Below are 24119 nucleotides of genomic sequence, written 5' to 3'. Positions count from 1 at the left end.
CCGTCCTGCCTGTGCCCATGGTCCCTCTCCTCTGCTGCACATCACATGATTAAAGAGTGGCACCAAGCCGCGACGCGTCCAGACTGCCGAGAGCGCGGTTACGGCCAGCCCAGCCGCGCGTTCGATACTCCGAGGGCTCCATGCGCGATCTTCCACACCAACCGTTGGAGCCCTGCCGCCGCAACTTGAGTAGGCGTTTTAACCTTTCGTTTACCCGTAATATCTACTTTTGGCATGGGGGGCCAATGGGACGAGCCGCCGCTATAAACCCTAAGGAACAAGAAGTTCAGACAGCGCTTGACGACTGTTAACGAAGACTGAGGCGACAGTAAAAATGCATGATCGGAATGATGTTCTGGAACGCAGAGGTTCCAGGATCAATCATCGACTGAAAAATCAGTTTCTCGATAGCAGCAATACGGGTAACTCGCCTCATCGATTGGCCGGAAGATCATTGGCTGCGGTCGATACGAAAGATCAATCGGTTTCGCCAGTTTTTACTGACTCGCCAAATGGACGTATATTCAAAAGTTCTGAAACCCATGGTTTTTCTGTTGCAGATTTTAGTGAAGTCTCGATCACCAGTGAAAGTCTGGATTGGACAAGTGCGTTTGTCTCACGTCAGAAGATTTCCCCTTATCAGCGCCAATTTGCAGAATGTAATGACCCCTTGGTAAGTTTTGCCTTGAGTGGGCCGGTATTCATTGGTCGTACCATCAACGGAATACCAAGAAGACAAGAGTTTGTGCCGGGAAGTTTCGGCATCATTCCTGCAGGCGTCCCGTTTGATAGCCAAACGGATGTTCCGGTGGAATCATTGCAGATATATGTGAGGCAAGCAATCATCGAGGAGATTGCAGGTGAACTGGGCAAAGGCGATCCTTCCAAGATAGAAATCATTTCTAGATTCGCTGTCTTGGATCAACTCCTCGAACAACTCGCTATCGCTATATCTGATGCGGCAAAAAACCCGACGCCTTTCTCGCACCTTTATGTTGATCAGCTTGCTAGCACGTTCGCTGCCAGACTCGTAGTTGAGCACAGCACGGCCACGATTGTGCCAGAACGGGTTCATGAGGGCCTCACTCAGCGTCAGATGAATACCTTAAACGAGTACATCGAAGCCAATCTCCGGACGACTTTGTCGTTATCCAGCTTGGCAAAAGTAAACAGTTTAAGCCCCAGTCACTTTGCGCGATTATTCAAGAAGTCTACCGGGATGACGCCGTATCAATACGTACTGCGACGTCGGACAAGTCGTGCGCAGCATCTTCTTTCTCAAACTGACAGACCTATCGAGCAGGTCGCTGTCGATAGCGGATTTGGCGACCAGCCTCACTTCACCCGAATCTTCAAACGTCTGATGGGGGTGACCCCGGCTAACTACCGGAAACTGCTAAGCTAGCCGTGGCACAGAAGCAACACAACTTTATACAAATAGTTCTTTGGTGAGAATCGACAAGAAATAGTTATTTCGTCCAAAGACTAGACTGGAGCTTTCTGCCTTTTCTCTGAGAGATGCGGTGTGATCGGGTAAAGTGCAGGATAATGTAGTCGATCAGCAGTCGGTGCTGACAGATGGACAAGCGACACTGGGTGGGATTTTAAAAAATTCACCGATCGAGGCCGCTTGCCAAGATCCGTGCTTCTGGATGCACTGCGGTCGACACACGACGGAAGCGCCACGATCCATCTTCAGGATAAGCCCGCTTCATCCAGCGGGCATAAGACAGATACCCCTTTCCCATCCCGTGACGTCAATATCTTTGCTCCGAAGGCAGAAGCGTCTTGGCGCGCCCCTGAATGTTGCTTTGATGAACATTTGTCTTCGGCTGAGCTTATTCATCGGTATGCTCTTTTGTCTTCGATTTGATTTACTCTTGTTGGGTCGACAAACAACCAGCTGAGCATCTGATTTTTTTGTCGCGCTCTGGTCGATCTACAGTTGTCGCCTGAGCGTGCCCGTATTGATCTTCATGCCGTTCCCCAAGTCATTAGCATATGAAACGGTCGAACGTCGCATGATCGAAATGGGCTCGCATAGTCAAACAGAATAGCACCGAGAGTGCCAGTGCAGCCGATGCAGGTGTTGGCTCATTGAGCGCTGCGGAATTCCAGGAGAAATCGCAATGAGTCACACGTCCGGCACAATCGCTTCGCACAAGCCCCGTCGCCGTTTCGCAGGCAACTGGATACCAGGCGCTGTCGACACTCCCTCGCAGCGGCGGCGGCTGATGGCTGTCCTGCGCATGGCGCATCGGGTGCTTGGAGTCCGGCGCAAAGGTCTTGGGCTTGGCACATTGGGCGGCGGCAGCGGGTCGGTTGCTGTATCATCAGCAAGCTCCACCGGTGTGATCGGCAGCTTGGCAGTGATCATAGCGTTCGGGTCCATAGCGCCAGCGCATGCCCAGTACGCCGCCGGAGGCGGCTCGGCAACTGGCGGTGACGCTGTCGCGATCGGCGCAAACGCTACCGCATCGGCGGTCCGCGGCACGGCGGTTGGCTCAGGGGCAACGGCGAGCGGCGCGAGCGGCTCGACTGCAATCGGCGTCAGCGCGCAGGCCGTCTTCACCAGAGAGTGTCCGAGCTTCTGTGTATTCGTGATGTGGTCCATGCTTCCTGAGAGGAGCAAGGCTGATGACGATTTCGAACGAATTGCTGGACGAGCTGCTGAAGGGCTGCAAGCGGCCTGACGATCTGCTTGGCGAGGCCGGGCTGATGAAGGAGCTGAAGATCCGTCTGATGGAACGGATGCTCGGGGCCGAACTGACCGCGCATCTGGGCTATGAGGCCGGTGCCGAGGCCCCGCCGGAACAATCCAACCGCCGCAACGGGATTTCAACCAAGCGGGTCAAGGGTTCGGATGGCGAGGTGCCGCTGTCGGTTCCGCGCGACCGGGATGGCAGCTTTGAGCCTGAGCTGGTGAAGAAGGGTCAGACCCGGATCGACGGGGTGGATGACAAGATCATCGGGCTCTATGCCGCCGGTTTGTCGGTGCGCGACATCCAGTCCCATCTTGAGGATCTGTATGGCCTGCGGGTCTCGCCCGACCTGATCAGCCGCGTGACCGATGCAGTTCTGGACGAGGTGCGCGAGTGGCAGCACCGGGCGCTGGACCGGATGTATCCGATCGTCATTTTCGACGCGCTCAGGGTCAAGATCCGCGATGCCGACAGTCGGATGGTCAAGAACAAGGCGGTCTACATCGCCCTGGGTGTCACCAGGGATGGGGAGCGCGAGGTCCTCGGACTCTGGATCGCCGACAACGAGGGCGCCAAGTTCTGGCTGTCGGTGATGAACGAACTGCGCAACCGGGGGGTTCAGGACATCCTGATCGCGGTCGTGGACGGCCTGAAGGGCTTCCCGCAAGCCATCACAGCGGCCTTCCCGGATACCACAGTTCAGACCTGCATCGTTCACCTGATCCGGCATTCGATGAACTTCTGCAGCTGGAAGGACCGCAAGGCCGTGGCCGCCGATCTGCGCCCGATCTACCAGGCCCCGACGGCGGAGGAGGCCGCCCGACAGTTGGACGGGTTCGAGGAGAAATGGGCCGGGAAATACCCCTCCATTGCCCCGGCCTGGCGCCGGGCCTGGGCCGAGGTGATCCCGTTCTTTGCCTTCAGCGCAGCGATCCGGAAGATCATCTACACCACCAACGCCGTGGAGTCGCTGAACCGGGTGCTGCGGAAGACGCTGAAGACCAAGGGCTCATTCCCCACCGAGGAGGCCGCGACCAAGCTGATCTACCTGGCCATCCGCAACTTCGAGAAGGGCGGTCGTGCGGTTCGTGAATGGGTTGCGGCCCGCAATCAGCTGGCCATAATGTTCGCCGGGCGCTTCGACGCCTGACTGTATCTGAAAACCGTATGGGCCCCGTCAGATACACAGAGTTTCAGACACTCCCTCTTCACCAACGCGGTGGCGCTCGGATACGCCGCATTTTCGTCTGGGTTGTCATCCACTGCGCTTGGACAGGGTGCAAACGCCACTGCAGATTTCGCAACTGCCGTGGGTCGGGCGTCCAATGCAAGCGGACTACGTAGCTCAGCTTTCGGAAGTCAAGCAACGGCGGCCGGGGTAGATTCCATTGCACAGGGCACCACCGCTAGTGCCAGTCAACAAAACGCGATTGGTATTGGCTTTCAATCGATCGCGTCCGGAGTAAATTCGGTCTATCTTGGGGCGCGCACCCTAGCGGGAACGGGGGCCTCAGGACAGGGTGCCATTGCCATCGGTACAGATGTCACCGCATCGCAATTCGACGCCATCGCCATAGGACGACTGAGTAAAGCCACAGCACGTGAAGCGTTAGCCTTTGGACCCGGTGCAAACGCAGCCGCTGCGAATTCTATCGCAATGGGATTGAATTCGAGCGTTACGGGAGACGGCGCTTCTTTGGCGATCGGTTACAACACCAAGGTGACCGGCGCGAGTGCGGTGGCATTGGGCAACTCGGCGACGGCATCCGGCGCCTTCGGTGCCGTAGCGATCGGCATCAGTGCCAGTGCGGAGAACAGCTATGCAACTGCGCTCGGTGGGGGCAGTATTTCATCTGGGCTCAGTGCGACCGCACTGGGCCGATCGGCCCACGCAACTGGGCATTATTCCGTCGCGGTGGGAACATTCGCAGAGGCGACGGCCGATGACGGCATCGCGATGGGTGACCGCGCTTCCTCAAGCGCAGAGAGCGCCATAGCCATCGGGCGCGACAGTACAGCCAACGCCGTCAATGCATTAACATTCGGTGTTGATACTGCTGCCACCGGCATCAACTCCGTTGCGATCTCTGCTTTGGCTCAAGCGTCGGGCACAAACGCAATTGCGATCGGAACCACTGCTAACGCCGGCGCTGACAACACGGTCGCTTTAGGTAACACGGCGGTCGCCGATGCCGCTGAAGCCGTTGCGATTGGAACGAATGCGACAGCGACCGGTGGAAAAGCAGTTTCTATTGGCTCTGGCAACACTGCTTTCGGCGACGGCGCGGTCGCAATAGGCGACCCCAGCTATGCAAGCGGCCGCGGTGCGTTTGTCGGCGGCGCGGATAACCTCGCCAACGCTGACGGTACAGCAACCGCCACCGCTGCAAACGAGGCGGCAGGCGCCGTCGCCATCGGCAACAGCAACGTGAGTGTCGGTCAAGGTTCGGTCGCGCTTGGCAACACAAGCCGCGCCGGCGGAGCAGGGGCGCTCGCGTTCGGCGATGCGGCGATTGCCACCGCTGGCGCTGATATTGCGATCGGCTCCGGTGCACAAGCGGCGGGCGGCGGCGCAGCCGAGACGATGGCGGTAGCGATCGGCTCCGGCGCCCAAGCAACCAATTTGGGCTCCATCGCTATCGGCAACTCGTGGGGCACAGGTGTCACAGCATCCGGACAAGGCGCGATTGCGATCGGCACTTCGGCATCGGCTACAGGCACCCGCAGCGTCGCGCTCGGCGTTGGCGCGACTGCGAGCAATAATGGTGATGTTGCGCTGGGTATGGGCTCGAATACATCGGTCGCGGTTCAGACTGCCAGCACAACCATTCGCGGGACAACGTACAACTTCGCAGGTGCAGCGCCGACGAGTGTGGTGTCGGTGGGCGCGGTCGACGCGGAGCGTCAGATCCAGAACGTTGCAGCGGGCCGGATCAGCGCCATGTCCACGGATGCGGTCAACGGCTCCCAGCTGTTTGCGGTGCAGGATTCGCTGCAGTCGGCGGTGGACGGCGTGGCGCCGCATTACCTCAGCATCAACGACAGCGGTACACAGCGGCCGAACTACAACAACGATGGCGCGAGCGGTGTCAACGCCATCGCGATTGGGCCATCTGCTGCGGCCTCGGGCCAGAGTGCTATAGCACTGGGTGCCGGCTCCACGGCGGCCAGCATAAATGACACAGCTCTCGGCTTTGGGGCTGCGGCGACGGGCGGCAATGCTGTTGCGATCGGATATCAAGCACAATCGCAGGGGGTGACGTCGGTTGCTATCGGTTGGCAGGCTAATGCGTCCCAGAACTACGGCGTCGCCGTTGGTAATGGTTCTATCGCCGGGCTGTCAGGTGCAGCTTTTGGCGTCAATGCACAGGCCACGGGAGCAACTTCGACCGCATTGGGCGCCGGCGCGCACTCAACCGGCATCAACACGCTCGCAGCCGGCGCTGGCGCTAGGGCCTCTAATGACGATGCCATTGCGCTAGGCTCAAGGACGGTCGCAAATGGACAGCAGACAGCCGCCATGGGTGCGAATGCCTCGGCCCTGGGCTTTCAGACGGTTGCAATCGGAACCGGCAGCACCACCGACGGTAATAGCGCCGTCGCTATAGGAACCGGAGCCAATGCCACAAACTTTGCCTCCGTTGCATTGGGCCTGAACAGCATCACGGACGGGAACAGCACGCTCTCACTCGGCAGGGCGGCGCAGTCGCATGGCTTCGAGTCAACGGCCATGGGTGCCGAAAGCCTGGCCGATCTTGGTGGCACTGCCATCGGAGCGCGGGCCGTTGCCACGGGGCCGCTGTCGATCGCAGTGGGCCGGACGGCTAGTGCGACGGCAACCAACACCACCGCGCTTGGCGTCCTTGCCGTTGCTGGCGGCGAAAATGCCACCGCAATCGGCAGCAGGGCGACTGCGTCCGCTCTTGATGCCATCGCGATGGGAACCAACGCTACGGCCGACACGGCTGAAGCCGTGGCGCTGGGCACCAATGCGGTCGCTACAGGCGGCAAGTCGGTCTCGATCGGCTCCAACAACACCGCCTATGGCGACGGCGCGGTTTCAATCGGCGATCCGAGCTATGCCAGCGGCACCGGCGCCTTCACGGGCGGCGCGAACAACATCGCCAATGCCGACGGCACGGCGACGGCGACCGCAGCCAATATGGCGAGCGGCGCGGTTGCGATCGGCAACAACAACGTGGCGGTCGGCCAGGGCTCGGTCGCACTCGGCAACGACAGCAGCGCGCTAGCCGCGGGCTCGCTCGCCTTCGGTGACACAGCCACTGCGATCAACGCCGGCGACGTGGCGCTGGGTTCGGGCTCGGTGACTGCCGCCGCCATCGGGACCGCCAGCACTACGATCGGCGGCGTCACCTACAACTTCGCTGGAGCGGTGCCGACCAGCACCGTCAGCGTCGGCGCAGTGGGCGCGGAGCGCACGATCACCAATGTGGCGGCGGGACAACTCACCGCCAGCTCGACCGACGCGATTAACGGGTCGCAGCTTTTCGCCACCAATCAGCAGGTGACGGCGAACACTACCGACATCGCCACCAATACGGCAAACATCACCAATCTCGGCAACACGATCGGCGACATCAATAACGGAAGTGGTATCAAGTACTTCCATGCCAACTCGACATTGCCGGATTCCCAGGCTCTCGGATCGGACTCCGTTGCCATCGGTCCGAACGCGGTGGCCAGCAATGCGGGTGACGTGGCGATCGGTTTCAATACGGAATCGAGTGCGACGAGCGCGGTCGCAGGCGCCACTATCGGGGGTACGAGCTATACATTCGCCGGCAGTGCGCCGGTTGGCGCATTCTCCATCGGTTCGGCGGGAGCAGAGCGCCAGATCCAAAACGTCGCGGCAGGGCGCCTCACCGCCACCTCGACCGACGCGATTAACGGGTCGCAGCTCTTCGCCACCAACCAACAGGTCACGAAGAACAAGATTGATATCACCAAAAACGCTTCGGATATCGCGAACCTGGGCGGAGACATCACTGACATCGGCGATACCATCAACGACATCGCCGGTGACACGACGACAACCTACACCGACGCGAATGGTAACGGCATCCGGTATGTCCGCACCAACGACAGGACATTGGCGGTCACCGATTCATTTGCACAAGGCATCGGTTCCAGCGCACTTGGTTATAACGCTGTCGCCTCGGCCGACAGCTCGCTTTCGCTTGGCCGTGACAGCAACGTCAGCATCGATGGCGGTGTAGCGCTCGGATGGGGATCGGTTTCCGATCGCGCCCTGGCGCCTACTACGGGACAAATCGCAGTCGGTCCGACGGGCTTCATAGAGTACAATACGACGGACAAGGCTCTCCTGGGAGCAGTCTCTGTCGGTACAGACACTTCCTACCGGCAGATCACGAACGTCGCCGATGGTACGAACGCCCAGGACGCGGTCACGGTGCGTCAGCTTCAGGGCGCTATCGGTTCCATTGCGGGGTCCCCGTCGAAATATTTCCATGCCAACTCGACAGCCGGAGATTCAATTGCAGCCGGAGCCGAGTCCATCGCTGTAGGCCCGACGACCGTTGTCAACGGCGACAATGGCATCGGCATCGGCAATGGCGCGGTTGTCGATCAGCTCGCCCTAGGCGGCACCGCAATTGGCCAGGGGGCGCAGGTAATGCTGGCCGATGGCGTTGCAATCGGTACACAATCAAGGGCCAACGGGATCCAGTCGGTGGCGCTTGGTGCAGGAGCTGCCAGCGATCACATCAATAGCGTCGCGATTGGCTCGTCCTCAGTCACGTCTGTGGGCGCTGAAAGCGGCTATGCGGCGTTTGCCCTTGCTACGGCCCAGACTTCAGTTGGAGAGGTCTCGTTCGGTTCCGCGGGTTCCGAGCGGAAGCTTACGAACGTGGCTGCCGGCTCGGCGGAAACCGATGCCGTAAACGTTAGTCAGCTGCAGGGCCTCGGCACGCAGATTACAAATCACCTTGGTGGCGGGTCGGTGGTTAATTCGGATGGCACGATCAGCGGCCCCACTTACAACATTCAAGGAGGCAGCTACACAACCATCTATGACAGCTTTACGGCGGTGGATAACAGCCTGACGAACATGAATAACCAGATCAACGGCGGAGGCGGCATAAAGTACTTCCATGCCAACTCCAGTCTAGCGGATTCTTCTGCGACCGGAACGGATAGTGTTGCGATCGGTCCGGAAAGCGTCGCCAGCGGTACGAGCAGCTTGGCGGCTGGCAACGGCTCAACTGCCACAGGGCAGAGTTCGGTTGCACTGGGGGAGGGCGCGCAAGCCAACAATGCCAATGACGTTGCCTTGGGTTCGGGTTCTGTAACGGATAATGCTGTCGGGACTGCTGGCACCACCATCAATGGAAAAAGCTACGACTTCGCCGGCACGGCTCCCGTCGGCACTGTCAGCGTCGGCACAGATGGCGCAGAACGAACGATCACAAATGTGGCGGCTGGTCGCGTTTCAGCAAACAGCACCGACGCTATCAATGGCTCCCAGCTTCACGCCACCAACACGGCAATCGAGGATCTACAGACCAACGTCGGAAACGTGAACAATAACGCAGTTTTCTACGATCTTGATCCTGACGGTAATAAGAAAAACAGTGTTACCCTCGTTGGTGGCGACGTCAACGCTCCGGTCGTCATTTCCAATGTCGGCAAAGGCGTCAAAGACACAGATGCTGTTAATGTCGCGCAGCTTACGGAACACTCCAAAGAAGCCAAATCCTACACAGATAATCGTGTCGATTATGCCATTGAGACATCTAATGGATACACGGATAAACGTATCGATTATGCTGTCACAACTGCCAATAATTACACGGATCAAAGGTTCAGTCAGCTTAACCAGCAACTCGGAGAAGTCCGCTCAGAGGCACGTACGGCGGCAGCGATTGGCTTGGCGGCTGCATCACTCCGCTACGACGACCGTCCAGGCAAGGTGAGCGTGGCTATGGGCGGCGGGCGCTGGCGTGGCGAGAGCGCGATAGCCTTTGGTGCAGGCTATACCAGCGAAGACGGTCGCGTTCGTGCTAACCTCTCGGGTACAGCCGCTGATGGAGACTATGGGGTCGGCTTGGGTGTGAGCTTTACCCTGAATTGAGGACAAGTTGATCAGGCGAACAACTCACGGGATTGCCACCTTGCTATTTGGCCTTTTCCTGTCCAGCGGCGGCGTCGCTGGACAGGAGGTAATATCATCTGGATTCCGCATCAGACCTTCCGAGGTTGCAGTGCCATCCGATGTGCGAATTGGAGAATACGAGAGAACAATTCGGCCATTCGAAAACTGGACCCTTATTTGCGATGAAGATCTTCAAAAGCGGCAGCGCATCTGCAACGTGACCCAAATCATTGAGAACCAAGCTGGACAGATGGTTTTTAGCTGGTCACTCGCCGCGACGAATGAGGGAAGGCCGTACATGATCATTCGGACAGCCCCAATAGCGAATACTGAGGGCCTGATATCCTTCATTTTTGAAGGTCGTAGTGAGCCGGTTCAAATTGAATTCGACGGGTGCAACCAGACAGTGTGCCTGGGAATGCTGCCGGTTGGACCCATCACGCGTGAGCAGATCGCAAGAAATGCGGCACCAACTATCTCGTATCCCACCATAGATGGGAAAACGATCAGCGTAACTGCGCCTCTTAAGGGGCTTTCTGAGGCCGTTGAGGCCATCAATTGATGGAGATAGAGTTCCAATGAATCAAAAAAATTCTCCTGGCAGGACAATGGCGCGGGATGATGCTACAACCACAGAAGAAGGTCTTAAGTCGCGTGGTCCCAAGCGGAATTGGCTGAAGCCGGCTCTATTGTTTATGCTCGGAGCCGCATCTGCTGGTGCCGTCTCATATGCAGTGACGCAATATGATAGATTTGCGAACATTCTTTCACAGCCAGCGGCCGCAGAAACAAGCAATGCCCAAGACGCATCGGAGGGATCGATATTCTCGCAACACTCCAAGGAAGCTGGCATTGGTACATGTTCCACTGTTTTTCCTGCTCTAGGTGAAATTCTTACGAGTGGTTCACAGTATAGCATCCAATCTTCGTGGAATGCCGAGCGGCCAAATGATCATGCGGTTCAAGCATTCGTCGGTATGGATCTTAAAACAGACAGCTATAGTGGCCCCGCTGCAGGCATTGTGTATGCTGCGCCAACGTCCTCGGCTTGCGAAGGCACAATGATAAGAGTGGTGCCGTTCTCCACATCATGCACGGAAATTCCCGCTTTGCTTCCGGATGGCAGCAAGCTCGTCAATAATCTTGGCCAGATATCCGTCTATTATCTAGGTAAAAACGGTGGTGATGCTCTTTTGTTGCCGAGTGGCAATTCGTGTACTGTGATTTCTTATGCGTCGACAAGGAATTCTGTGGATTAATGGAAAGGCAATTTCGAAGATGAAGTTGGTTCCTATTATTGGCGCATTGGGGTTTGTTGTCACCCTTGCCGGAGAGGGCATCGCTGGCGGGCTCGCGCTACAGACAGTGGATCAAGCACCGATGTCTCAGCCAAAAAAAGAAGAACGAGGTATCTGGGCTGCAATCGCTTACTCCGACTTAGACCAAAAGCACGGATTTTTCTGGGGTGCCGATAAGCGTATGGAGGCGATGGACATTGCATTCGAGCACTGTCGGAATGCCGGTGGCGAGACGTGCAAGGTGGTCGAAGTCTTTCGTAATCATCGTCACTGGAGTGATGATGATGATACCGGATTTCCATATCATCACTGCGGCGCACTAGCCATCGGCGACAGTGCAGTCAGCCAGATCACACCTTGGGCTACAAAATCTGCGCCCACCAGACGCGAGGCAGAAGAGGGAGCCTTGGCAGTTTGCGAGGAGGCAGGCGGCAGCTGCAAGATTCTTGAGTGGGTTTGCACATGATGCGAGAGCATGAGAGCCAAAGTTTTGGCGAATCTCGTCGTCCGTATTGCATCACTTCATTGCGTAGGAGCGTCGCCGGGATACCGCAGGCGGTCGGAACATTGTACCCGATCGCGCTGTGGGGTCGTCCTCGTTGTAGTGTCGACGCCAACCCCAGCTTTTCCCGCGCATTCGCAAGGCTCATGAACCAGTGCGCGTTCACGCATGCAGACCGGAGCTTGCTGTTGAACGCTTCGATGAAGCCGCTGTCTGTCGGCTTGCCGTGACGTGAGAAGTCCGGGGTTACGTTGTTGACGCAAGCCCACAGATCGAGGTCACGCGATGAACTCGCTGCCATCGTCCACCCTGATCGTCTTTGGGTGGCCAATCTGGGCGCAGACCTGTTCTGAAGTCCGCACGACATCTTCGCTGCGATACGTGAAGCGGGGGTCCGCGGCCGGACAAAGACGGGAATGCGTGTCGACGATGGTCAGGATCCGCAGCTTGCTGCCCAGGGCCAGCCGGTCATGGACAACATCCATGGCCCAGGCATCATCGGCCCAACGACCTCGGCGCGATCATCGCGCATCTGCCTTGACCCGCCGCTTCGGATGCTTGTTCCTAAGCTGCAGACCCAACTCGTTGTAAATCCGTCGGGTCTTCTTGATGTTCACCTGCCATCCTTCCTGTCGCAGCAACACGTGGACACGCCGGTATCCGTAGCGCACCCGCGTTTGGCAAACTACCTGATCCTCAGTTCCAAAGCCGCCTGCCCGGTTCGGCGGGATTTGTAGGGGTAGCCCGATGGGTCGAAGCGCAGGGCCCGGGAGTGTCTGAAACTCTGTGTATCTGACGGGGCCCATACGGTTTTCAGATACAGTCAGGCGTCGAAGCGCCCGGCGAACATTATGGCCAGCTGATTGCGGGCCGCAACCCATTCACGAACCGCACGACCGCCCTTCTCGAAGTTGCGGATGGCCAGGTAGATCAGCTTGGTCGCGGCCTCCTCGGTGGGGAATGAGCCCTTGGTCTTCAGCGTCTTCCGCAGCACCCGGTTCAGCGACTCCACGGCGTTGGTGGTGTAGATGATCTTCCGGATCGCTGCGCTGAAGGCAAAGAACGGGATCACCTCGGCCCAGGCCCGGCGCCAGGCCGGGGCAATGGAGGGGTATTTCCCGGCCCATTTCTCCTCGAACCCGTCCAACTGTCGGGCGGCCTCCTCCGCCGTCGGGGCCTGGTAGATCGGGCGCAGATCGGCGGCCACGGCCTTGCGGTCCTTCCAGCTGCAGAAGTTCATCGAATGCCGGATCAGGTGAACGATGCAGGTCTGAACTGTGGTATCCGGGAAGGCCGCTGTGATGGCTTGCGGGAAGCCCTTCAGGCCGTCCACGACCGCGATCAGGATGTCCTGAACCCCCCGGTTGCGCAGTTCGTTCATCACCGACAGCCAGAACTTGGCGCCCTCGTTGTCGGCGATCCAGAGTCCGAGGACCTCGCGCTCCCCATCCCTGGTGACACCCAGGGCGATGTAGACCGCCTTGTTCTTGACCATCCGACTGTCGGCATCGCGGATCTTGACCCTGAGCGCGTCGAAAATGACGATCGGATACATCCGGTCCAGCGCCCGGTGCTGCCACTCGCGCACCTCGTCCAGAACTGCATCGGTCACGCGGCTGATCAGGTCGGGCGAGACCCGCAGGCCATACAGATCCTCAAGATGGGACTGGATGTCGCGCACCGACAAACCGGCGGCATAGAGCCCGATGATCTTGTCATCCACCCCGTCGATCCGGGTCTGACCCTTCTTCACCAGCTCAGGCTCAAAGCTGCCATCCCGGTCGCGCGGAACCGACAGCGGCACCTCGCCATCCGAACCCTTGACCCGCTTGGTTGAAATCCCGTTGCGGCGGTTGGATTGTTCCGGCGGGGCCTCGGCACCGGCCTCATAGCCCAGATGCGCGGTCAGTTCGGCCCCGAGCATCCGTTCCATCAGACGGATCTTCAGCTCCTTCATCAGCCCGGCCTCGCCAAGCAGATCGTCAGGCCGCTTGCAGCCCTTCAGCAGCTCGTCCAGCAATTCGTTCGAAATCGTCATCAGCCTTGCTCCTCTCAGGAAGCATGGACCACATCACGAATACACAGAAGCTCGGACACTCTCCAGGGCCCCACATGCACGGCGGATCGACACACCCCAGTCCACCAACATCCCATCGACCAGTGCCCGTGTGCGGGCACGGTGAGCCAGCAGGCGCCACCGGTTCAAGCCGGCTGGCGAACGAGCTTTCGTCGGATGACGTCCTGCAGCATCTCCCGGTCCAGGGGCAGGTCAGCCACGACCTTCTTCAGCCGGCTGTTCTCGTCCTCCAGCGCCTTCAGCCGGCGCATATCATCAGGCAGCAACCCTCCATACCGCGTTCGTCGATTGAACAGTCCACTGGACTGTTCAATGATCCTCCTTACTCCAGTTGAAGCAGGACGATTGGTGATCCCTGCCTTGCGGCAGATCTCCGCCACCGGCGTGCCTTCCTAGCCCTGCTTCAGGATGAACGCCTTCTGCGCTTCCGTAAACCTCGACACCTTCATCGTCTTCAGTTCCTCTCCCAGCCAGAGAATGTTAGCCGAAAACTCCAGTTTCAAACTGTCCAGTTCTCAGGGGCGGCAAAGGCAGGGGTCAGCGCCTGTCGCGGGATCTGCTGGCGCAAGACCAGCTGGCCGCCGCAGTCAAAACCGACCAGGTGGATTGTGTCATTGCCGATGTCGATGCCGACTACGGCAAGGGTCTCAAGGCTTCCTGCTTTCTTTACGCGCGTGGCCGTTCTCCTTTCGAATGCGGTGATCCCGTTCAGGATAACACGACTTTCGGGGGGAGCAGCCGGCACATCCCTTTAGCCGCCGTTCACACGAGCGAGGAAACATTCCCTCCTGCCTTGCTTAACTCGCCGCTCCCTCTGCAGCCACCTCGAGGATCAGTCGCCGCTCCGGCGCGTTGCCGGACAGTCGCAATATCTCGTCCAGCATATCCCCGAGGGCGGCCACGAGGTCGTCCTGCCACAGCAGAGCCTCCAACTGGCGGAAGGTCTCTCGGGCCTGATCCACGATGACGGCAAGGATCAGCGCCCTCTTGTTCGGGAAGTAATTGAAAAGCTTGCCCGTGCTCATGCCCGCCTCGGTGCAGATGGCGTCGGTCGTGGCGCGGTGAAAGCCGGTCCTGCCGAAGCAAATGCGGGCGGCGTCAACCACAGTCTGCCGCTGTGCCGCATGTTTTTCGTATGGAGCGTTCGCATCATGAATCCCATACCAAGCGCTCGGTTTTTGCCAGTCAGCCAATAGTCGTCAACCAGACTTCTGATCGAAGCAGCTCGGAAGAAGCCTTCGACTTCCCACGGCCGTGGGTCCGCTTAGGCTTGGAATGGAGCCCAGTTGCGGGTCTTTCACCTTCGAAACCGCGCAAAATTTCGGCGCTTGACGAAAATGCCCGGAAGATCCCCTTGCACGTTGCCCCGATCATTGTGGGTCTGCCTGAGCAGGGCAATGCTGTGCTTCAGGGCCGGAGCGAAGCTGTTCCACCGATACGCCGCAAAGCCGCGGCACGATCACGCAACGAGGCGTGGCATCACGAAAGCGCACGAAGCCGCATGCCGCCATGATGGCGCCGGGCACCGCTTTCAGAACGCTACTGAAGCCAGTTTGCCATCGGAGGACCCATGCCTGTTCAAACCACCGCACCGGATGCCAGCCGCGCGCTGACCCTTTCAACAGTTTCCTTCACGATCTGCTTCGCCGTCTGGACCATCTTTTCCATCATCGGCTTGCAGATCCGCGACCAGCTTTCGCTGAGCGATACGCAGTTCGGCCTTCTGGTCGGCATGCCGATCCTTTCAGGCTCGCTTGTCCGGCTTGGTCTGGGCGTGATGACGGACCGGCTGGGCGGGCGCCTTGTCTATACCCTCACCATGCTGGCGGCGGCGCTGGCGACCTTTCTGCTGGGCTGGGCCGCAACCTACGCGCAGATGCTGGTGGCGGCGCTGGGCGTGGGTCTGGCGGGCGGATCCTTTGCGGTGGGCGTGGCCTATGTTTCGCGCTTCTACGGTGCGGACCGGCAGGGTACGGCACTGGGCATCTTCGGCGTCGGCAATGTCGGCGCGGCGGTAACCAAGTTCGCCGCCCCCTTCGTGATGTTCGCGGTTGGCTGGCAGGCCACCGCGCACATCTGGGCCGGTGTTCTTGCCCTGACCGCGATCCTGTTCTGGGTGCTGAGCAAGGAAGATCCCGTGACCGCCGCCCGCCGCGGCGCGGCCGCCCCCGCCCGCAGTTTCCGCGAGGAATTCGCGCCGCTGAAAAACGGCCAGGTCTGGCGCTTCGCCGCCTATTATTTCTTCAGCTTCGGGGCCTTCGTGGCGCTGGCACTTTGGCTGCCGCATTACCTGATCGGGGTTTATGGCTTCGACATGCGGATGGCAGGTATCGTAGGCGCGGCCTATTCCATCCCTGCATCCATCTTCCGCGCCTATGGCGGCGTGCTGTCCGACCGCATCGGGGCACGGACGGTGCTTTACATGACCTTCGCCGTCTCGCTGGTGGCGACGGCAATCCTGTCCATGCCCGCAACCGTTCCGACATGGATCTTCCTGACCGTCATCTTCACGCTTGGCTTTTTCATGAGCCTTGGGAAAGCAGCGGTCTACAAGCACATCCCGAATTACTATCCGCAGAATGTCGGGGCCGTGGGCGGACTGGTCGGGATGATCGGCGGGCTTGGCGGGTTCATCCTGCCGCTGCTTTTCGGATGGCTGAAGGACCAGACGGGACTGTGGTCCAGCTGCTTCATGGTGCTGTTCGTTCTGGTTGCCTGCTGCGCCGTCTGGATGCACCTGTCCATCGCCCGCATGTCGCGTGCGCAACTGTCGCAAACGGCGTGAGGGGGCGTGATGAAGCGCAAACTTGTGGTCATCGGCGCGGGCATGGCCTCGGGCCGGATGCTGGAGCATCTTTTCAACGCCGCACCCGACCAGTGGGAGGTGACGCTGTTCAACGCCGAGCCGCGCGGAAACTATAACCGGCTGATGCTGTCGCCGGTGCTGTCGGGCGAAAAGACCTATGCCCAGATCGTGACGCATGACGAGGGCTGGTATGCGGCCCGCGGCGTGACCTGCCGTTTCGGCGAATCCGTCACGCAGGTCGACCGCAGCGCGCGGATCGTCCGCTCGGCGGGCGGGGACACGCCTTATGATGCGCTGGTGATGGCCACGGGATCTGCGCCTTTCATCATTCCCGTGGTTGGGAAAGAGCTTCCGGGCGTCGTGACCTATCGCGACCTGGAGGATACGGAGGCCATGATCGCGGCGGGTCTGGCTGGCAAAAGCGCGGTGGTGATCGGCGGCGGTCTTCTTGGGCTGGAGGCGGCAGCGGGCATGGCCGCACGGGGCGCGAGCGTGACCGTCATCCACCTGATGGGCCACCTGATGGAACGCCAGCTTGATCCCGCGGCCGGCGCTTTGCTGCAACAGGATCTGGAACGGCGCGGCATCACCGTTCACTGCAAGGGCGCAACGAAAGCGATCCTTGGCGACGGCAAGGCCGAGGCGGTGCTGCTGGAGGATGGGACGGTTTATCCCGCCGATCTCGTTTGCATGGCTGTCGGTATCCGGCCCGAAACACGGCTTGCAAATGATGCCGGTCTGGAGGTGGCGCGCGGAATCGTGGTCAATGATGCAATGCGCACCAGCGATCCGCATATCTTCGCCCTTGGCGAATGCGTGGAACACCGCGACCAGCTGTTCGGGCTTGTCGCACCGCTTTACCTCCAAGCCGAGGTTCTGGCGCAGACCTTGCTGAACAAACCGGCCACCTTCCGTCCCGTGCAGACCGCGACGCGCCTGAAGGTCACGGGGTGCGAGTTGTTCGGCGCGGGCGATTTCGCCCCGGGCGAGGGGCGGGAAGATATCGTGCTGCGCGATCCGCAAGGCGGGATCTACAAGCGGCTGGTCCTGCAGGGCGACCGGATCATCGGGATCGTCATGTATGGCGACACCGCCGACGGGGGCTGGTTCTATGATCTGCTTCAGCGGGAAGCGAATATCGGCGCGATGCGCGATGCCTTGATCTTCGGGCCTGCCTTTCAACCCAAGGCGGCCCCCGAGCCTGCACAACTGGCCGAGGCGTGCTGATGAACATGCAACCCACTCCCCCCGCAATCCGAACCACATGCCCGTATTGCGGTGTCGGCTGCGGCGTGCTTGCCACGCCCGATGGCGCGGGCGGCTTGTCCATCAAGGGCGATCCTGATCATCCGGCCAATGCGGGCCGCCTTTGCGTCAAGGGATCTGCCCTGGGCGAGACGGTGAGCCTTCAGGGGCGGCTTCTGGCGCCACGCATCCACGGCCGCGAAACCGGCTGGGACGAGGCGCTGGATCTTGTCGCCGCCCGTTTCACCGAAACCATCGCGAAACACGGACCGGATTCCGTCGCCTTCTATGTTTCCGGGCAGTTGCTGACCGAGGATTACTATGTCGCCAACAAGCTGATGAAGGGCTTCATCGGCTCGGGGAATATCGACACAAACTCCCGTCTGTGCATGGCCTCCTCGGTCGCGGGGCACAGACGGGGCTTTGGCACCGATACCGTTCCCGGCCTTTACGAGGATCTGGAACTGGCGGACACGGTGGTGCTTGTGGGTTCCAACCTCGCATGGTGCCATCCGGTGCTGTATCAGCGCCTTGCCGCCGCCCGTGCCGCGCGTGGAACGAAGGTGGTCGTCATCGATCCCCGTCGCACAGCCACCTGCGACATTGCCGATCTGCATCTGGCGCTTGCCCCGGGCGCGGATGCCGTCCTGTTCAACCTGCTGCTGGCAGAGATCGACCGCCGCGGGCTGATCGATCAGGCCTTTTCGGCCCATGTGGAAGGCATGGCCGGTGCCCTTGCCGCTGCACATGCGACCGATCCCGATGCTTCGGGACTTTCGCCGGGCGATCTGTCGGGGTTCCTTGATCTTTGGACCGGTTCGGAAAAGGTCGTCACGGTTTATTCGCAGGGGATAAACCAGTCGGACAGTGGGACGGACAAGGTCAACGCCATCATAAACTGCCACCTTGCAACGGGGCGGATCGGACGGGCGGGAATGGGGCCATTCTCGGTCACGGGGCAGCCCAACGCGATGGGCGGGCGCGAGGTTGGCGGGCTGGCCAATATGCTTGCCTGCCATCTGGAGATTGAAAATCCCGCCCATCGCAAGGCCGTTCAAACCTTCTGGAACACGCCGCGCATGGCAGGCGCGCCGGGCCTGAAGGCGGTGGACATATTCCGCGCGGTGGAGGAGGGGCGGATCAAGGCCCTGTGGATCATGTGCACCAATCCTGCCGTTTCCATGCCCGAAGCGGATCGCGTGGCCCGCGCCATCGCCGGATGCGACTTTGTGGTGGTATCGGACATGATGGAGAAAACCGACACGACGCGGCTGGCCCATGTGCTGCTGCCCGCCACCGGCTGGGGCGAAAAGGACGGCACCGTCACGAATTCGGAACGCTGCATCAGCCGGCAGCGGCGAAGCCTTCCCGCTGCCGGGCAGGCGCGGGACGATTGGCGCATCATCGCCGAAATCGGCTGCCGGATGGGCTGGCCGCAGGCCTTCGGCTGGGCGCACGCGGCCGAGGTGTTCGCCGAACATGCGGCCTTGTCCGGCGTGGCGGGGGCGCTGGGCAGCGACTTCGACATCTCGGACCTCGCCGCGATCGATGTGGCGGCCTATGACGATCTGGAACCCTTCCACTGGCCGCGATCGGCAACGAAAAAAGGCGGGCGTTTCTTCGGGGACGGCCGGTTCACCACGCCTTCCGGGAAGGGCCGGATGCTGCCGATCATCCCGCGTGCCCCGGCGCCGGTGGAAGAGGCATTTCCGTTCCGGCTGAACACCGGACGCGTGCGCGATCATTGGCACACGATGACCCGCACCGGCCTTGCCCCGCGTCTTGGCCAGCATCTGGCCGAACCGTATCTGGACCTGCATCCCGCAGATGCAGGGCGTCTGCACCTTCAGACGGGCGCGCTGGCCGAGGTGTCCACCCCACATGGCCGCGCCGTTCTGCGTGTCACGGTGACTGACAGCGTGGGGCAGGGCGAGCCGTTCGCGCCCATCCACTGGACGGGCGAAACGGCCCCGACGGGCCGGATCGGCGCGATCATCCCTGCGGTGACAGATCCCGTCTCGGGCCAGCCGGCGCTGAAATCGGCCGCCGTGGCGATCCGACCGTTCAGGGCGGCGTGGTACGGCTTTGCGGTATCGGCCCGCAAGATGCGCCCCGATTGCGATTACTGGGCCGAGGCGGCGCTGGAGGGCGGTTTCCAGATTGAACTGGCGGGCCGCCATCATCCCGATGACTGGGGCAGGGCGGCAGCGCGCCTGCTTGGCTCGCAGGCTGAACCGCTGACGATGCGGGACGATCGGCGTGGCGTTCTGCGGCTGGCCTTCCTCGAAGGGGGGCGGCTTGTGGGGGCGCTGTTCATCTCGGCCGATCCGGTTGCGGTGTCGCGCAGATACGTCGCGGCAGCGGTCGGGTCCGATTGCGGGCTGGATATTCTTGCCGGGCAGCCCGGTGCGGATCGCGAAGACGAGGGCGCACTGGTTTGTGCATGTTTCGGCATCGGCGCAAAGACGATCCTGCGAAGCATTCAGACGCAGAAGCTGGTTTCCGTGGAGGGGATCGGCAGAGCCCTGCGCGCAGGCACGAACTGTGGTTCCTGCAAGCCGGAACTGGCGCATCTTCTCGCCTCGGCCGAACCCGAGCCCTGAGGGTTTCCGGGGCGGTCCCCGTGCCCCCTCAGCCGGAAGGTTCGCGCAGTGCCGCCTTTGTCCGTGCCGCTGCGCGGGCCCTGGCCTGCGCGGCCTCGCGCGCATGGGTCATGCCCAGATGTTCCTTCAGCATCCGGTCGTAAAGAACGACATTCACCGATGCGGCAAGGTTCATGCAATCATTCGTGGGAATATGAACGACGTGCTGGGCGCGGCCGGTATGCGCACGGCCAAGCGTTCCGTCCTCTGGCCCGAACATGTAAAGGGCGCGCGGCGGATGGATGAACGTGCGCAGATCCGTGGCCCCGTCGATCAGGTCGATGACGACGACCTGCGTGCCGTGGGGGCGGTGATCGAACAGATCCTCCACCATGTAGACGGGCATCGAAAGCTGCGTGTCGAAGGTGTTGGCCGCGCTTCTGATGTCCTCGCTCCTCCCGCCCTCGATGGAAACGAAGCTGGCACGGTGGTTGTCTGCCGCGCGCAGGACCTGCCCGATGTTGTGGGCGTGCTTGGGGCGGTAAAGGCCGACACCGAAGAAGCCCTTGGATGATCGGTCGGTCTTGTTGGGTCGGGGGGCCATGGGCGTCTTTGCGTTAAGGCGTGAAGCGGGCGGTGCAGGCCCGTGCGGCATCGGGATGATGCCCTGAAGAAATACGCCATTTCGCTGCCACGTGTCGACTCGTGGCTTCGTTCGCACCCGTTTGAAGATCGCCCCCGACCGTTTCCGGTCAGGGGCAGGATCCTTCACATGGCCGATATCACGGGGATGTCGGTCAGATCGCCTTTGATCATCCCGACCTCGGTCGCCGCGCCGGTTCCAGATCGACCGTATGGATCGTGCCGCAGGCGACCGGCCACGCGATGTTCACGCCGTCTGCCGTGGTCTGGATATCGAAGGCGGTCGCCTTGTCATTCAGCTCGAAGCCCAGCTTGCCAATGGCGGCCAGCGTGCCGTCATTGGGCGAGGTTTGGCGGATCGGTGCGCCGATGGTGGTGTCGATGTCATACATCGCCGTCGCCTCGGGCTTGCCATGGGAATTGGTGTAGGCCGCCGCTGCGACCATGGGCGCCTCGCCGGCATGCATGTCGCCGTCCTCGTAGGCGAGCGAGCCGTTGACCGTCACCCTCTCCGATGTCCATGTTCGCGCGGTGGTTGGTGGTGCCGGTCATCAGGCGCAGGCGGTCGGCCATCGGGTTGAAATCGACGCTCGCGGGAATGTCGGCCATCTGTGGGGGGGCATCGTGGACAGCGCGGTGGCCGCGCCGGGTGCCGTGTCGATGATGACGATCCGGCCTTCGGACGTCACGCCAACCAGCGTTTCGTTGGCCGGACGGAAGTCGATGCCGACAAGCGCATCAACGCCGCTGACCTGCATCATCGAGACGCCCGACGGCGCGTCGGTGTCGAATATCACGAGTGTGTCGCCATCGACCAGCCCGGCAGCGGGGGCCGCAAAGGCGGGTGCGGAAAGGACAAGGGTGGTGCCGGCAAGGGCAGCGTGCAGTTTGATCATCTTGTGTCCTTACTGTTGCGGGTCGGTCATTGCCGCCCGTACCCCCCAAGACACGCGGGAGGCGCGATCTGGATGCAGGCGGGTACGAATTTTGTGGCTGCATCCAATCAATCGGTTTGGTGTGTTCATTCCTTCGAAAAGGAGCGCTAATGCTGCAACTGGACTTCACCGACGATGGCATGCAACGCTCCGGCTTCAGCGGCCCCGTACCGGAAAGAGGAGCTTGCATCCAGGACGCTGGCAGGTGCGATATTGCGCTGGCGGCCTGTGCTTGGGACGAACAGTCCGCGCTGCGCCGCATCATGGAACTGGAGGGGGGCCGCCTGATGGGCGTGGCCCAGCGCATCCTGCAGCGACCGGCTGCTGCCGCTTGACCTGACCGCGGAACCGCTGCCCCGTCCACAGGGCGGCTGGGGGAATGCCCCCGCGCCGCAAGCATGCCAACCGCGCTTGCGCCGCTTCCTTCCGGCGGGCCTTGCGGCGGCCCTTGCGCTTGCGGTGGGGCTATACACCGGCAGCACCGTCCTTCGTCCCGAACCCGTGGTCGTGGCGGTCCTGATAGATGATGCCGGCAATGCCTGCGCCGTGGTGAAGGATTACGGCACTCCTCTGCCCGCATCCGCTTTGTCAGTGAGGTCGACGTGCCCGAGGGGCGGCAGATGCAGGTCTGGACGCTGCAATCGCAGCAGACGGGACCCGTTCCCATGGGCCTTCTGGAAGCGGACCGGACCGATATGCTGGACGCCCCCGCCGCGCCCGCACAGGGGCAGCTTTACGAGATCACGCTTGAGCCCTTTGGCGGCTCGCCCACCGGCCGGCCGACGGGGCCGATTCTGGCAAAGGCTTTGCCAGGCTACAACGAGGTCATGAAGCTGCGGGCATCCAGGGATGTAAATGCCGCTCGCGGGCGGCGTCCCACTCGAAAGAAGGGGGCTGTGTGGCATACTCACGGGGTGACGCAAATAACGGGGGCAGACCATGCTTGAAGAATTCCGCAAGTTCATCGCACGCGGCAACGTGCTGGATCTTGCCGTGGGGATCATCATCGGGGCGGCATTCACCGCCATCGTCAATTCCATCGTCAACGACCTGATCAACCCGGTGATCGGCTTGATCATCGGCGGCATCGACTTCACGAACCTTTACTGGGTGCTGTCGGGCAGCGTTCCGCTGGAGGCCAGCCTTGAACAGGCGCGCGCTTCGGGTGCGGCGATCTTCGCCTATGGCAGCTTCATCATGTCGGTCATCAACTTCCTGATCATCGCCTTCGTGGTGTTCCTGCTGGTGAAGATCGTGAACCGGGTGAAGGACGCCGCGCACCGCAAGGAACAGCTGGAAGCCGTCGCAGCGCCGGCCGTGCCCAAGGGCCCCACGCAAGAGGAACTTCTTGTGCAGATCCGCGATCTTCTGGCGCAGAAGCCGCAGGTTTGACATTCCCATCCGGGCGGCTTCGGCGTATGGCCGTGCCGTCAGCCAAAGGTTCGCCCGGATGAAACTCGACCCGACCGATCGCCGCATCCTCAACGTCCTGCAGCGGCAGGGGCGCATCACCAATGCCGATCTGGCCGAACAGGTAAACCTGTCCGCTTCTGCCTGCCATCGCCGCGTGCAGCGGCTGGAGGAAGAGGGCTTCATCGCCGGTTACGTCGCGCTGCTGAACGCCCGCAAGATGGAACGCCCCACCGTGGTTTTCGTGGAAATCACGCTGTCGGGGCAGGCGGATGAGGTTCTGGCCGCGTTCGAGGCGGCGGTCCAGCGCATCCCCGACGTGCTGGAATGCCACCTGATGGCGGGCAATGCCGATTATCTTCTGAAGGTGGTGGCGCAGGATACCGAGGATTTCGCCCGCATCCACCGCCAGCATCTGGCGCGGCTTCCGGGCGTGGCGCAGATGCATTCGTCCTTCGCGCTGAAGACGGTGTTCCGCACGACCGCCATTCCCGTATAACGAAAAACCCCCAAGCCAAGGCAAGGGGGTTCAACGATGACCCGAAGGTCCAGCTTTGACGCGTCTTAGAGGTTACCCTCGCGCTGCGCTTTCTTACGGGCGAGTTTACGGGCACGACGAACGGCCTCGGCTTGCTCGCGCGCTTTCTTCACGGACGGTTTCTCGAAATGTTGCTTGAGCTTCATTTCACGGAAAACGCCTTCGCGCTGAAGTTTCTTCTTCAGGGCCCGGAGGGCCTGTTCGACGTTATTGTCACGAACGCTGACCTGCATGTGGTGTCACCACCTTC

General features: G+C 60.9%; 19 protein-coding genes and 4 pseudogenes. 14 read left to right on the top strand and 9 right to left on the bottom strand.

Annotated features, from left to right (window positions below; translation table 11 throughout):
• Positions 1 to 334 precede the first annotated feature (334 nt).
• From JX25_RS08840 to JX25_RS08805, 7 genes and pseudogenes are all read left to right on the top strand, one after another.
• The gene (locus JX25_RS08840) at positions 335 to 1405 is read left to right on the top strand and encodes a helix-turn-helix domain-containing protein (RefSeq protein ID WP_128254649.1); all 1071 of its coding nucleotides are present in this window, start codon (positions 335 to 337) and stop codon (positions 1403 to 1405) included.
• A 1232-nt stretch (positions 1406 to 2637) separates the two neighbouring features.
• Complete coding sequence (locus JX25_RS08830) at positions 2638 to 3852, top strand: IS256 family transposase (RefSeq protein ID WP_128254264.1); 1215 nt, start codon at positions 2638 to 2640, stop codon at positions 3850 to 3852.
• A gap of 69 nt (positions 3853 to 3921) precedes the next feature.
• Positions 3922 to 4362, top strand: a pseudogene (locus JX25_RS15380) (hypothetical protein); the annotation flags it as partial.
• Positions 4363 to 4398: 36 nt separating this feature from the next.
• A complete protein-coding gene (locus JX25_RS08820; protein WP_241557890.1) occupies positions 4399 to 9813 on the top strand; it encodes a YadA-like family protein in 5415 nt (1804 codons plus the stop codon).
• Positions 9814 to 9820: 7 nt separating this feature from the next.
• Positions 9821 to 10396: an invasion associated locus B family protein gene (locus tag JX25_RS08815; protein WP_206611538.1), complete on the top strand. Its 576-nt coding sequence runs from the start codon at positions 9821 to 9823 to the stop codon at positions 10394 to 10396.
• A gap of 16 nt (positions 10397 to 10412) precedes the next feature.
• Positions 10413 to 11093: a hypothetical protein gene (locus tag JX25_RS08810; protein ID WP_206611537.1), complete on the top strand. Its 681-nt coding sequence runs from the start codon at positions 10413 to 10415 to the stop codon at positions 11091 to 11093.
• A gap of 19 nt (positions 11094 to 11112) precedes the next feature.
• A complete protein-coding gene (locus JX25_RS08805) occupies positions 11113 to 11598 on the top strand; it encodes a DUF4189 domain-containing protein (RefSeq protein ID WP_128254646.1) in 486 nt (161 codons plus the stop codon).
• Here the strand turns inward: JX25_RS08805 and JX25_RS15375 are convergent.
• The 6 genes and pseudogenes from JX25_RS15375 to JX25_RS08770 form a co-directional block, all read right to left on the bottom strand.
• A complete protein-coding gene (locus JX25_RS15375) occupies positions 11495 to 11935 on the bottom strand; it encodes an integrase core domain-containing protein (RefSeq protein ID WP_164876093.1) in 441 nt (146 codons plus the stop codon). The two genes, JX25_RS08805 and JX25_RS15375, sit on opposite strands and share 104 nt — an antisense overlap.
• Positions 11913 to 12119, bottom strand: coding sequence for an integrase catalytic domain-containing protein (locus tag JX25_RS15370; protein ID WP_128254644.1), 207 nt, complete (start codon positions 12117 to 12119; stop codon positions 11913 to 11915). The genes JX25_RS15375 and JX25_RS15370 overlap by 23 nt, the downstream gene beginning before the upstream one ends.
• A gap of 36 nt (positions 12120 to 12155) precedes the next feature.
• Entirely contained in the window at positions 12156 to 12440 is a 285-nt protein-coding gene (locus JX25_RS15365) for an IS3 family transposase (protein ID WP_421780535.1), read from the bottom strand.
• 17 nt (positions 12441 to 12457) lie between these two features.
• Complete coding sequence (locus JX25_RS08785; RefSeq protein ID WP_128254264.1) at positions 12458 to 13672, bottom strand: IS256 family transposase; 1215 nt, start codon at positions 13670 to 13672, stop codon at positions 12458 to 12460.
• A 45-nt stretch (positions 13673 to 13717) separates the two neighbouring features.
• A pseudogene (locus JX25_RS15100) lies at positions 13718 to 14160 on the bottom strand (hypothetical protein); the annotation flags it as partial.
• A gap of 348 nt (positions 14161 to 14508) precedes the next feature.
• Positions 14509 to 14817, bottom strand: a complete 309-nt coding sequence (locus JX25_RS08770; RefSeq protein ID WP_164876091.1) for a TetR family transcriptional regulator — start codon at positions 14815 to 14817, stop codon at positions 14509 to 14511.
• A 464-nt stretch (positions 14818 to 15281) separates the two neighbouring features.
• Here JX25_RS08770 and JX25_RS08765 point away from each other — a divergent pair, with 464 nt between their 5' ends.
• The 3 genes and pseudogenes from JX25_RS08765 (at position 15282) to JX25_RS08755 (ending at position 20365) form a co-directional block, all read left to right on the top strand.
• Positions 15282 to 16496: an MFS transporter gene (locus tag JX25_RS08765; RefSeq protein ID WP_128254639.1), complete on the top strand. Its 1215-nt coding sequence runs from the start codon at positions 15282 to 15284 to the stop codon at positions 16494 to 16496.
• Between the two features lie 9 nt (positions 16497 to 16505).
• Positions 16506 to 17720: pseudogene (locus JX25_RS08760) on the top strand (NAD(P)/FAD-dependent oxidoreductase); the annotation flags it as partial.
• A 23-nt stretch (positions 17721 to 17743) separates the two neighbouring features.
• The gene (locus tag JX25_RS08755; RefSeq protein ID WP_241557888.1) at positions 17744 to 20365 is read left to right on the top strand and encodes a nitrate reductase; all 2622 of its coding nucleotides are present in this window, start codon (positions 17744 to 17746) and stop codon (positions 20363 to 20365) included.
• 28 nt (positions 20366 to 20393) lie between these two features.
• On the opposite strand, the gene JX25_RS08750 is transcribed toward JX25_RS08755, so the two are convergent.
• Positions 20394 to 20948, bottom strand: a complete 555-nt coding sequence (locus tag JX25_RS08750) for a TrmH family RNA methyltransferase (protein WP_164876090.1) — start codon at positions 20946 to 20948, stop codon at positions 20394 to 20396.
• Between the two features lie 208 nt (positions 20949 to 21156).
• Positions 21157 to 21744, bottom strand: a pseudogene (locus JX25_RS08745) (DUF4394 domain-containing protein).
• Positions 21745 to 22031: 287 nt separating this feature from the next.
• Here JX25_RS08745 and JX25_RS08740 point away from each other — a divergent pair.
• The 4 genes from JX25_RS08740 (at position 22032) to JX25_RS08725 (ending at position 23830) form a co-directional block, all read left to right on the top strand.
• Positions 22032 to 22256 (top strand): hypothetical protein, encoded by a 225-nt coding sequence (locus JX25_RS08740; protein WP_128254637.1) that lies wholly within the window; start codon positions 22032 to 22034, stop codon positions 22254 to 22256.
• A gap of 204 nt (positions 22257 to 22460) precedes the next feature.
• Positions 22461 to 22868: an anti-sigma factor domain-containing protein gene (locus tag JX25_RS08735; protein WP_338323036.1), complete on the top strand. Its 408-nt coding sequence runs from the start codon at positions 22461 to 22463 to the stop codon at positions 22866 to 22868.
• Positions 22861 to 23313: a large conductance mechanosensitive channel protein MscL gene (gene mscL, locus JX25_RS08730; protein WP_128254635.1), complete on the top strand. Its 453-nt coding sequence runs from the start codon at positions 22861 to 22863 to the stop codon at positions 23311 to 23313. The genes JX25_RS08735 and mscL overlap by 8 nt, the downstream gene beginning before the upstream one ends.
• 58 nt (positions 23314 to 23371) lie before the next feature.
• A complete protein-coding gene (locus JX25_RS08725) occupies positions 23372 to 23830 on the top strand; it encodes an Lrp/AsnC family transcriptional regulator (RefSeq protein WP_128254634.1) in 459 nt (152 codons plus the stop codon).
• A gap of 65 nt (positions 23831 to 23895) precedes the next feature.
• On the opposite strand, the gene rpsU is transcribed toward JX25_RS08725, so the two are convergent.
• A complete protein-coding gene (gene rpsU / locus JX25_RS08720) occupies positions 23896 to 24102 on the bottom strand; it encodes a 30S ribosomal protein S21 (protein ID WP_128254633.1) in 207 nt (68 codons plus the stop codon).
• Positions 24103 to 24119 lie beyond the last annotated feature (17 nt).

The sequence above is a fragment of the Falsirhodobacter deserti genome (genome assembly GCF_004015795.1).
GTDB lineage: Bacteria > Pseudomonadota > Alphaproteobacteria > Rhodobacterales > Rhodobacteraceae > Falsirhodobacter > Falsirhodobacter deserti.
Note: the sequence above shows the minus strand (reverse complement) of the source record. Positions and strands in the feature narration are given on the sequence as shown.

What these genes read in the sequence shown, in the direction of transcription:
- JX25_RS08765 (WP_128254639.1), top strand. Translation starts at nt 15,282, where the DNA reads ATGCCTGTTCAAACCACCGCACCGGATGCCAGCCGCGCGCTGACCCTT.
- JX25_RS08840 (WP_128254649.1), top strand. Translation starts at nt 335, where the DNA reads ATGCATGATCGGAATGATGTTCTGGAACGCAGAGGTTCCAGGATCAAT.
- JX25_RS15375 (WP_164876093.1), bottom strand. Translation starts at nt 11,935, where the DNA reads ATGGCAGCGAGTTCATCGCGTGACCTCGATCTGTGGGCTTGCGTCAAC.
- rpsU (WP_128254633.1), bottom strand. Translation starts at nt 24,102, where the DNA reads ATGCAGGTCAGCGTTCGTGACAATAACGTCGAACAGGCCCTCCGGGCC.
- JX25_RS08805 (WP_128254646.1), top strand. Translation starts at nt 11,113, where the DNA reads ATGAAGTTGGTTCCTATTATTGGCGCATTGGGGTTTGTTGTCACCCTT.
- JX25_RS08740 (WP_128254637.1), top strand. Translation starts at nt 22,032, where the DNA reads ATGCTGCAACTGGACTTCACCGACGATGGCATGCAACGCTCCGGCTTC.
- JX25_RS15365 (WP_421780535.1), bottom strand. Translation starts at nt 12,440, where the DNA reads ATGGGCCCCGTCAGATACACAGAGTTTCAGACACTCCCGGGCCCTGCG.
- JX25_RS08750 (WP_164876090.1), bottom strand. Translation starts at nt 20,948, where the DNA reads ATGGCCCCCCGACCCAACAAGACCGACCGATCATCCAAGGGCTTCTTC.
- JX25_RS08785 (WP_128254264.1), bottom strand. Translation starts at nt 13,672, where the DNA reads ATGACGATTTCGAACGAATTGCTGGACGAGCTGCTGAAGGGCTGCAAG.
- JX25_RS08755 (WP_241557888.1), top strand. Translation starts at nt 17,744, where the DNA reads ATGAACATGCAACCCACTCCCCCCGCAATCCGAACCACATGCCCGTAT.
- JX25_RS08810 (WP_206611537.1), top strand. Translation starts at nt 10,413, where the DNA reads ATGAATCAAAAAAATTCTCCTGGCAGGACAATGGCGCGGGATGATGCT.
- mscL (WP_128254635.1), top strand. Translation starts at nt 22,861, where the DNA reads ATGCTTGAAGAATTCCGCAAGTTCATCGCACGCGGCAACGTGCTGGAT.
- JX25_RS15370 (WP_128254644.1), bottom strand. Translation starts at nt 12,119, where the DNA reads ATGGATGTTGTCCATGACCGGCTGGCCCTGGGCAGCAAGCTGCGGATC.
- JX25_RS08725 (WP_128254634.1), top strand. Translation starts at nt 23,372, where the DNA reads ATGAAACTCGACCCGACCGATCGCCGCATCCTCAACGTCCTGCAGCGG.
- JX25_RS08830 (WP_128254264.1), top strand. Translation starts at nt 2,638, where the DNA reads ATGACGATTTCGAACGAATTGCTGGACGAGCTGCTGAAGGGCTGCAAG.